Source organism: Nocardia sp. CC201C (assembly GCF_030010695.1).
GTDB lineage: Bacteria > Actinomycetota > Actinomycetes > Mycobacteriales > Mycobacteriaceae > Nocardia > Nocardia otitidiscaviarum.
In genome coordinates, this window is sequence record NZ_JASCXP010000309.1 from 1 (window position 1) to 9,013 (window position 9,013).

Consider the following 9,013-nt stretch of genomic DNA (forward strand, 5'->3'; position numbering starts at 1 on the left):
CCAGCCGACGTGCCCGGCCCACGTGACCGCCGCTGATGGACGCCGCCCAGCCGGCCGTCTTGGCATCGAGCCCGTCGCGTTCCACCAGGACCCGGGCGATGGCGTCCACCGACGGGGTGACCAGATGCACGTGGCGGCAGCGCGAACGCAGCGTCACCGAGATGTCCTCCGGATCCACCGAGGGCGCGCAGAGCAGGAAGACGGTCCGCTCCGGCGGCTCTTCCACCACCTTGAGCAGGACGTTTCCGGCGGCCTCGGTCAGGCGGTCGGCGTCCTCCACCACCACGACCTGCCAGCGCCCGGTACTCGGCCGCCGCGAGGCGACCTGCACGATCGCGCGCATCTCCTTGGTGCCGATACTCAAACCCTCCGGCACCACGCGCCGCACGTCACCGTGGGTTCCGGCCATGGTTGTGGTGCAGGCATGGCACCTCCCGCAGCCGGGACGCTCCGGATCGGTGCATTGCAGGGCGGCCGCGAACGCCAGGGCCGCCACCGACCGGCCCGAACCGGGGGGCCCGGTGAACAACCAGGAGTGCGTCATGGCCGAGGACGATCCGGTCCCGTTCCGTGCTGCCACGGCCGCGGCCGTCAGCTCGGACTCGACCGCATCCTGGCCCACCAGTCGATCGAAGACACCCGCCACGTCGTACACCCTAGCGGCTGGTGCCGACAGCCTTCGCCGTCATCGCGGCAGACGGCGGTCAGACCCGCTGATACGTCGTATTCGCCCCGTCCAGCGCCTCACGGATGATGTCGGCGTGCCCGCTGTGCTGGGCGATCTCGCGGAAGATGTTGAACAGGATATTGCGCACCGGCCAGTACTCCCGCTCCGGCGCCCAGGGCGCGGTCGGAATCGGGATCGGGGTGTCGAAGCTGTCCACCTCGCGAATCAGCTTCTCGGTGCGCTGGGCGACCACATCCCATTCGGCGAGCAGCCCGGCCACCGTCTCGTCCGGCCCCAGCCGGTACCGCGAATCCATGTCGGACAGATCGAATTTCGCGTTCTCGTCGCGCTCGACGGCGACCGTGACCCAATGTCGTTCGGTGTCGACGAGGTGATGTAGCAGGCCGCCCAGGGTGAGCTCGCTGACCGTGGTGCGCTGCCGCGCCTGGTCGTCGTCGATACCGCGCAGGGTGATGCCGAACAGCCGCCGCTGCTCGGCGAGATTGGCGATGAGGTCTTCACGCTCGCGGTCGACGGTCATCGAGAGTCCTTCCGGTGGTGCGCTTCGGCGTGCTCACACGCTACGGGAACGAACCGACAGCGAGAACCCCCGAAACGAGGGGTCGGGACGGACCGGTCACGACTTCGTGGCAGCCGCCGCCTTCTTCGCCGGAGCCTTCTTGGCGGCGGTCTTCTTCGCGGCCGTCTTCTTGGCCGCCGCACCCTCGCCCGTCGTGGCCGCGGCCTTCTTCGCGGTGGTCTTCTTGGCGGTGGTCTTCTTCGCCGCGGCCTTCTTGGCCGTCTTCTTCGCGGCCTTCTTCACCGGCCCGCGCGCCCGCCGATCCGCGAGCAGTTCGGAGGCGCGCTCATCGGTGATGGACTCGACCTCGTCGCCCTTGCGCAGGCTGGCATTGGTCTCGCCGTCGGTGACATACGGTCCGAACCGACCGTCCTTGATCACCATGGGCTTCTGCGACGCCGGATCGACACCGAGCTCACGCAGCGGCGCCGCGCTCGCCGCCTGCCCGCCGCGCCGCTTGGGCTCGGCGTAGATCTTCAGCGCCTCCTCCAGCGTCACGGTGAAGATCTGCTCCTCACCCGCCAGCGACCGTGAATCCGTGCCCTTCTTCAGGTATGGCCCGTAGCGCCCGTTCTGCGCGGTGATCTCCTCGCCGGAGGCCGGATCGACGCCCACCACCCGGGGCAGCGACAGCAGCTTGAGCGCGTCGTCGAGCGTGATCGTGCTCAGATCCATCGACTTGAACAGCGACCCGGTGCGCGGCTTCGGCGCGGCCGCCTTTTTGGCGGGCTTCTTGCCGCCGGTGTCGATATCCGCTTCGGGTTCAGGAAGGATCTCGGTGACGTACGGTCCGAAACGTCCTTCCTTGGCGACGATTTCGTGCCCGGTCTCCGGATCCTTGCCGAGGCGGCGACCCTCCTGCGGAGTGGCGAACAGCTTCTCCGCGACCTCGGGGGTCAGCTCGTCCGGCGGCAGTTCGTCGGGCAGGTTGGCCCGCTGCGAGACCGGATCCCCTTGCGGGTCATCGGGATTGACGACCATGCGCTCGAGGTACGGCCCGTACCGGCCGACCCGGACCACCACGTCGCGGCCCTCGGCATCGCTGAACAGCTTGATGGAGTTGATGAGTCGCGCGTCGATGTCGTCGAGCTGCTCGCCCACCATCTTCTTGAGCCCGCCGCTGCGCGCGACCGAACCCTCGACGCCGTGATCACCGCCGAAATAGAAGCTGGACAACCAGTTTCCGCGCTGCTCCCGTCCACCTGCGATGGCGTCGAGATCGTCCTCCATGGCCGCGGTGAAGTCGAAGTCGACCAGTCGGCCGAAGTACGCCTCCAACAGGCCGACCACCGCGAACGCCACCCAGGACGGCACCAGAGCACTGCCGCGCTTGTACACGTACCCGCGATCGAGAATGGTCTTGATGATCGACGAATAGGTCGACGGGCGACCGATGCCGAGCTCTTCGAGTGCCTTGATCAGCGAGGCTTCGGTGAATCGCGGTGGCGGATTGGTGGTGTGCCCGTCGGGGTTGAGCTCCACGGCCGTGACGCCCTGCCCCTCGGACAGCGCGGGCAACCGCGACTCGGCGTCGTCGGACTGACCGCCCGCCTCCTCGTCAACGCTCTCGACATACGCCTTCAGGAAGCCCGGGAAGGTGATGGTGCGGCCCGACGCCGAAAACACGCATTCCTCACCGGTATTCGCGACACCGGTGATGCGGACCGTCAGCGTGGTACCGCGTGCGTCCGCCATCTGCGAGGCCACGGTCCGCTGCCAAATCAGTTCGTACAAACGGAATTCGTCATTGTCGAGCCGCGAATGCAGCTGCCCCGGCGTGGCGAAGGTGTCGCCCGACGGGCGGATGGCCTCGTGCGCCTCCTGCGCGTTCTTGACCTTCCGGTTGTACTGGCGCGGAGTAGGACTCACGAATTCCGCGCCGTACAACTGCGTGGCCTGCGCCCGCGCCGCGGTGATCGCCGACTCCGACAAGGTCGTCGAGTCGGTACGCATATAGGTGATGTAACCGTTCTCGTACAACCGCTGCGCCACCCGCATGGTGCGCTCGGAGCCGAAGCGCAGCTTGCGCGCCGCCTCCTGCTGCAGGGTCGAGGTCATGAACGGCGCGTAGGGCTTGCGCGTGTAGGGCTTGGACTCGACGGAGGTGACCGCCAGGTCCACCCCCTGCAACCCCTCCGCCAGGCGACGCGCGTGATCGGCGTCGAGCACGATCACCCCGGAGGCGGTCTTGAGCAGACCGTCCGGGCCGAAGTCGCGGCCGGACGCCACCCGCGCTCCGTCCACATTCACCAACCGCGCACCGAAGACTCGCGGATTCCCGGTCTCGCTCTCGCCGCCGGCATCCAGTTTGGCCGCGATATCCCAGTACTCCGCGGAGCGGAACGCCATGCGCTCCCGCTCGCGCTGCACGATCACGCGGGTCGCCACCGACTGCACCCGGCCCGCCGACAGCTTCGGCATGACCTTCTTCCACAGCACGGGGCTGACCTCGTAGCCGTAGAGGCGGTCCAGGATGCGCCGCGTCTCCTGCGCGTCGACCAGATCCTGGTCCAGATCCCGGGTGTCGGCGGCGGCCGCGCGGATGGCGGGCTCGGTGATCTCGTGGAACACCATGCGCCGGACCGGAACCTTCGGCTTGAGGGTTTCCAGCAGATGCCACGCGATGGCCTCGCCCTCGCGGTCGGGGTCGGTGGCGAGGTAGAGCTCGTCGGCGTCGGCGAGCAGGCTCTTGAGCTCGCTGACCTTGGCCTTCTTATCCGGGCTGATCACATAGATGGGCTCGAAGTCGTTGTTGACGTCGACGCCCAGGCGCGCCCAATCCTGTCCTTTGTATTTGGCGGGCACATCCGCCGCGCCGCGCGGCAGGTCTCGAATGTGACCGACCGACGCCTCCACGACATAGTTGCGGCCGAGGTAGGGGGCGATCTTGCGGGCCTTCGTCGGCGACTCGACGATCACGAGACGACGCAGGGGGCGCCCCCGGTCGGGCGCTGCGTTGGAGTTCGGCGCTGCACCGCGGTCTCGTGTTGCCACCGGCGAACACACCTTTCCTGTCGATCCGCGTGGCGCTGGTGCGCGCGATACGCGGCTGGGGCAAGCGGCTGCGACTACATATATCGCTGCCAGCAACGTTTATACCGTGTTGAAGCGCTGCGTCTCGGGCGCAGCGGCGATGTGGCCCCGGGTTGTGATCGAGTGTAATGGGTCCGGATATGGGTCGTCCCCCACCGCCGGGGGGCGGTGGGGGACGGATACCTGTTGGGTAGGCCCGCTCAGATCAGAGCGCGCGAACACCAGTGGCCTGCGGGCCCTTGGTGCCCTGGCCGACCTCGAACTCGACCTTCTGGTTCTCCTCGAGGGTGCGGAAGCCCGAACCCTGGATCTCGGAGTAGTGGACGAAGACGTCAGCGGACCCGTCCTCGGGCGCGATGAAGCCGAACCCCTTCTCCGCGTTGAACCACTTCACAGTTCCCTGTGCCATTCTGTTCCTTCTCTTTCCATACCGGAACGGCGGACAACGAGGTTCGTCCACCGGGTCCGTTCCGAGCGCTGTACTCTTGTTCCCCCTGCAGGAAAGCACCAAGCACACCGTTCGCAACATCGATCCTGCTGATGGTTTGGACTTTGGATCCGTCCCTCGAACACAGAAGCTTGCGACCAGGAACCAGTGAACCATGTCTTCGGTGAATTCGACAGCGGAGTTACCCACAATTTGCAAAAAAGTTGATCTTGCGAATGCGCAGGTGAGGGGCATAATGCCCAAATCCGTACTTGAAGTAGGTTTGCTTCGTGATAACCGAGCGAGCATCCGGCAAACGGGCTGTGACGCGGGTCGCTACTCTGTAGTGAAATGGCAGGTAGACCCACAGACGTACACACCGTTCGCACCCCGCCCGCGTGTCGCGGGGCATGTCCGATGAAACCGGCAGCTCGAGCAGTGCACATCGACAGTACGAGCTACGGTAGATCGTTGCTGAATCGTGTCCTGATCGGCTTCGAAAACGGTGACGACAGACTCACCCATATCAGCGAGCTACCGTCCCGTGCGGCACAGGTCACGGAATGGCCGCAATGGTCATCGCCGGACGTGGTCGAAGCGCTACAGGCGTCCGGTGTCGACACGCCGTGGACCCATCAGGCCGCTACCGCCGAGCTGGCCTTTTCCGGTCGAAACGTGGTCGTCAGCACCGGCACCGCCTCCGGCAAGTCGGTCGGATACCAGCTGCCCGTCCTGACCGCGCTGCACGCGGACCCCAAGGCGACGGCCCTGTACCTGTCCCCCACCAAGGCGCTCGGAGCCGATCAACTGCGCTGTGCCACCGAGTTGACCGACGGTCCGCTCCGTCACATCCACCCCGCCTCCTACGACGGCGACACGCCGAGCGAGATCCGACAGTGGGTGCGGGCGCACAGCCGCTGGGTCTTCACCAATCCCGACATGCTGCACGTCGGCATCCTGCGCGGACATCAGCGCTGGGCCCGGCTGCTGCGCAATCTGCGGTACGTGGTGATCGATGAATGCCACACCTACCGGGGCGTATTCGGTTCCCACGTGGCGCTGGTGCTGCGGCGGCTGCGGCGACTCGCCCAGCGGTACGGGTCCGATCCGGTCTTCATCCTGTGCTCGGCCACCGCCGCGGAGCCGGCCGCGACGGCGGAGCGGCTGATCGGCGCACCGTGCACGGCGGTCACCGCGGACGGCTCGCCGCAGGGCGCCCGCACCGTGGCGCTGTGGGAGCCACCGCTGCTCGAGGGCGTGACCGGGGAGAACGGGGCCGCGGTGCGCCGCTCGGCGGGTGCGGAGGCGGCGCGGGTGATGGCCGAACTCGTGGCCGAGGGGGCGAGCACGCTCGCCTTCGTGCGGTCGCGGCGGTCCGCGGAACTGGTCGCCATGGACGCCCGGCACCTGCTCTCGGAGGTCGATCCCCAGCTCACCTCGCGTGTCGCCGCCTATCGGGCCGGATACCTGGCCGAGGACCGGCGGGCACTGGAGGCCGCCCTCTCCGACGGCTCGCTACTCGGCGTGGCGACCACCAATGCCCTGGAACTGGGCGTCGACATCGCCGGGCTGGACGCCGTGGTGGTCACCGGCTATCCGGGCACGGTGGCCTCCTTCTGGCAGCAGGCCGGGCGGGCGGGACGACGCACACAGGGGGCATTGGTGCTGCTCATCGCCCGGGACGACCCCCTCGACACGTATCTGGTCCACAATCCCGAGGCGCTGCTGGGCAAGCCCATCGAGGCCACCATCACCGACCCGCACAATCCCTACGTACTCGGGCCGCATCTGCTGTGCGCGGCCATGGAACAGCCGCTCAGCGATGCGGAAGTCCACGCCTTCGACGCCTGGGAACTGCTGTCCGACCTGGCCGAACAGGGGCTGATCCGGCGGCGCGCCCGGGCGGCGCGCGACGGCGGCGCACGCTGGTTCGTGACCGCCGACGCGCATCCGCACGACGCGGTCGACGTCCGGGGCGGTATCGGCACCACGGTGGCGGTCGTGGACGGGGAGAGCGGGCGGCTGCTCGGCACCACCGATGCCGGGCGCGCCCCCGCCACCCTGCACGAAGGGGCCGTTCACCTGCACCAGGGCGAGAGCTACGTGGTGGACGAACTGGATCTCGACGGCGGGGTGGCACTGGTGCACGCCGAGACGCCGAGTTGGACCACCAGTGCCCGCGCGGTCACGACCGTCGAGGTCGAAGCGGTCGACGACCAGCGGATTCACGGTTCGGTGACGGCCGCGCTGGCACGCGTGCTGGTCACCCGGCAGGTGGTGGGCTATCTGCGGCGGCTGCCCAGCGGCGAGGTGCTCGACATGGTGCCGCTGGACATGCCCGCGCAGCCGCTGCCGACACGGGCGGTGCTCTACACGGTCACCCCGGAACTACTGGAACGCGCTGGGATCGACGCCGGGCGTGTCGCGGGGGCGCTGCATGCCGCCGAACATGCGGCGATCGGCATGCTGCCGCTGGTCGCGACGTGCGACAGGTGGGATATCGGCGGCGTGTCGACCGCGGAGCATCCCGATACCGGACTGCCGACGGTCTTCGTCTACGACGGTCACCCGGGTGGGGCGGGCTTCGCCGAGCGCGGGTTCGCGCGGCTGCGGTACTGGCTGACGGCGACGCTGGAGGTCATCCGGTCCTGCGGATGCGCGAGCGGATGCCCGTCTTGCGTTCAGTCTCCGAAGTGCGGAAACGGCAACAACCCGCTGGACAAGGCGGGGGCCGAGCGGCTGTTGGCGGCGGTGCTGGCACAGCTGCGCGATGGTGACGACGGTCACGCCGAATCGTGACACGGCCGTCGTCGGGGTGAGATCGTTTCGCCACCTGCGCGCCTCGGCGTGTCGTGGCGGCGAGTCGGGGCCGGGGCGGACGATCCGGACGGTTCGCCGCGAGTCATGCACAGCGCAGCCCACATGTGAATAAAAAGGGATGCGATCCTGTTAACTGACCCGTTGCTCTCGGTCTCGAATGTAGACGGGTATTCACCTGTGCATTTATTCGAATCGCGGTTTGCGCATGTAATGCGTTCTGATCATTTCCAGCATTAATGAACGGCACGGCCGGACCGGAATTAGAGATTGATCATGAGCTTGTGTCGCGCACAACAGCGCCGGATGTGATGGTGATCATCAATTTTCCATCACCAACCGTTCGGTATTTGTAGACCAACCTCCCGGTATTGCGACCGCCGGGCGGTCGCCGAGCTAACCCGGGTCCACGACCGGACCCGCACGAGCCGAGGCCCGCACCACCCGCGTACCCAGCGGGCCGAGGGTTATCCCCGACTCCACGGTGACCGTCACATCCCAGCCCGCGACCACACACCCCCGAATCCGTACCCCCATGCGCTGCCCGACTCGGTTCGCCTCGGCACAGCCCGCGTCCGTGCCACGGTCCAGCCCGCCCGCCGCGGCCAGTGCGGCCAGGTCCGCCGCCGATTGGGCCTGATGTCGCGCCACCACGGCCACACCGAGCTGCGCGAGCAGCAGCGTCACGGTCAGCAGCGCAGCCAATGCCCAGGCGGCGGTGACCGTGGCCGAGCCCGCATCGGCCCGAAGTCGGGCGGGCGATACCTCGCTCATGACCGAACTCCCGGCTCGCTGACAGCCACCGCCGTGGCGCGCAGTTCGAGGCCGGGTAGCAGCGGCAGGTGGGTGGTCACCGTCGCGACGATCAGGTCCGCGTCCACGCGCACGGTGATGTCGGCTCCCGGCGGGGCCACGCGCCGGGCGGTCGGGACGGCCTCGGACCCCGCACCCCGGGCGGTGAGGCGGGCCGCCTCGCGCGCGGCGTCCACACAGCGCACCTGGGCCGAGGCGGCCAGCAGCGCACCGATGCACAGCGCCATGCCCAGCAGGATCGTCGCCAGCGCGAGCGCCGCTTCGATCGTCGCCATCCCGGCGTCGGCGCGGCATCCGCGGGGATTCGGACGCGAAACCCCCGAGGACGCCCGCGATCTCGTCAACCGACCGAGGTCTTCAACGCCTTGTCGATGATCCGGGTGAGCGCGTTGACGATGCTGTCGCCGGTGACCACCGCGTAGAGCACGGCCCCGAACGCGGCCGCGGCGATCGTTCCGATGGCGTACTCGGCGGTGCTCATCCCGTTCTCGGCCATCGCCGCCAGCAGTAGGCGAGTTCGCAAGCGCAGAGTCATGTTTCGAACCGTGGATCGCATGCGGTGTTCCTCTCCTCGGTCCGGTGCGGCGAATCCGCACCGGCACAGTCGTGGTGTTCACAGCAGTCCGCCCGCCATGACCCGACCGGCCAGCCCGATGACGACCGGCACGATGCCCAG

At 68.0% G+C, this 9,013-nt stretch carries 8 protein-coding genes; 1 reads left to right on the forward strand and 7 read right to left on the reverse strand.

The genetic code is table 11. The annotated features are described in order from the left end of the window. From QK444_RS26225 to QK444_RS26240, 4 genes are all read right to left on the reverse strand, one after another. Positions 1-646 (reverse strand): DNA polymerase III subunit delta' (locus QK444_RS26225; protein WP_282784677.1); only part of this gene is annotated, 646 nt, incomplete at its 3' end. A gap of 58 nt (positions 647-704) precedes the next feature. After that, positions 705-1,208, reverse strand: a complete 504-nt coding sequence (locus QK444_RS26230) for a DUF664 domain-containing protein (protein WP_143983139.1) — start codon at positions 1,206-1,208, stop codon at positions 705-707. Positions 1,209-1,304: 96 nt separating this feature from the next. Next, the gene (gene topA, locus QK444_RS26235; protein WP_282784680.1) at positions 1,305-4,166 is read right to left on the reverse strand and encodes a type I DNA topoisomerase; all 2,862 of its coding nucleotides are present in this window, start codon (positions 4,164-4,166) and stop codon (positions 1,305-1,307) included. Between the two features lie 319 nt (positions 4,167-4,485). Beyond that, positions 4,486-4,689: a cold-shock protein gene (locus tag QK444_RS26240; protein ID WP_029925108.1), complete on the reverse strand. Its 204-nt coding sequence runs from the start codon at positions 4,687-4,689 to the stop codon at positions 4,486-4,488. A gap of 435 nt (positions 4,690-5,124) precedes the next feature. On the opposite strand from QK444_RS26240, the gene QK444_RS26245 reads away from it, so the two are divergent. Further along, positions 5,125-7,506: a DEAD/DEAH box helicase gene (locus QK444_RS26245; RefSeq protein WP_282784685.1), complete on the forward strand. Its 2,382-nt coding sequence runs from the start codon at positions 5,125-5,127 to the stop codon at positions 7,504-7,506. A gap of 414 nt (positions 7,507-7,920) precedes the next feature. Here QK444_RS26245 and QK444_RS26250 read toward each other — a convergent pair whose 3' ends face one another. The 3 genes from QK444_RS26250 to QK444_RS26260 form a co-directional block, all read right to left on the reverse strand. After that, the gene (locus tag QK444_RS26250) at positions 7,921-8,298 is read right to left on the reverse strand and encodes an Rv3654c family TadE-like protein (RefSeq protein ID WP_282784687.1); all 378 of its coding nucleotides are present in this window, start codon (positions 8,296-8,298) and stop codon (positions 7,921-7,923) included. Further along, entirely contained in the window at positions 8,295-8,612 is a 318-nt protein-coding gene (locus QK444_RS26255; protein ID WP_282784689.1) for a TadE family type IV pilus minor pilin, read from the reverse strand. The genes QK444_RS26250 and QK444_RS26255 overlap by 4 nt, the downstream gene beginning before the upstream one ends. 65 nt (positions 8,613-8,677) lie before the next feature. Further along, on the reverse strand, positions 8,678-8,872 hold the full coding sequence (locus tag QK444_RS26260; RefSeq protein WP_228807451.1) for a DUF4244 domain-containing protein: 195 nt from the start codon (positions 8,870-8,872) through the stop codon (positions 8,678-8,680). Between the last annotated feature and the right edge of the window lie 141 nt (positions 8,873-9,013).

Excerpts from the sequence above, each read along its gene's own strand:
- QK444_RS26255 (WP_282784689.1), bottom strand. The coding sequence starts at position 8,612 with ATGGCGACGATCGAAGCGGCGCTCGCGCTGGCGACGATCCTGCTGGGC.
- QK444_RS26240 (WP_029925108.1), bottom strand. The coding sequence starts at position 4,689 with ATGGCACAGGGAACTGTGAAGTGGTTCAACGCGGAGAAGGGGTTCGGC.
- QK444_RS26245 (WP_282784685.1), top strand. The coding sequence starts at position 5,125 with ATGAAACCGGCAGCTCGAGCAGTGCACATCGACAGTACGAGCTACGGT.
- QK444_RS26230 (WP_143983139.1), bottom strand. The coding sequence starts at position 1,208 with ATGACCGTCGACCGCGAGCGTGAAGACCTCATCGCCAATCTCGCCGAG.
- QK444_RS26250 (WP_282784687.1), bottom strand. The coding sequence starts at position 8,298 with ATGAGCGAGGTATCGCCCGCCCGACTTCGGGCCGATGCGGGCTCGGCC.
- QK444_RS26260 (WP_228807451.1), bottom strand. The coding sequence starts at position 8,872 with ATGACTCTGCGCTTGCGAACTCGCCTACTGCTGGCGGCGATGGCCGAG.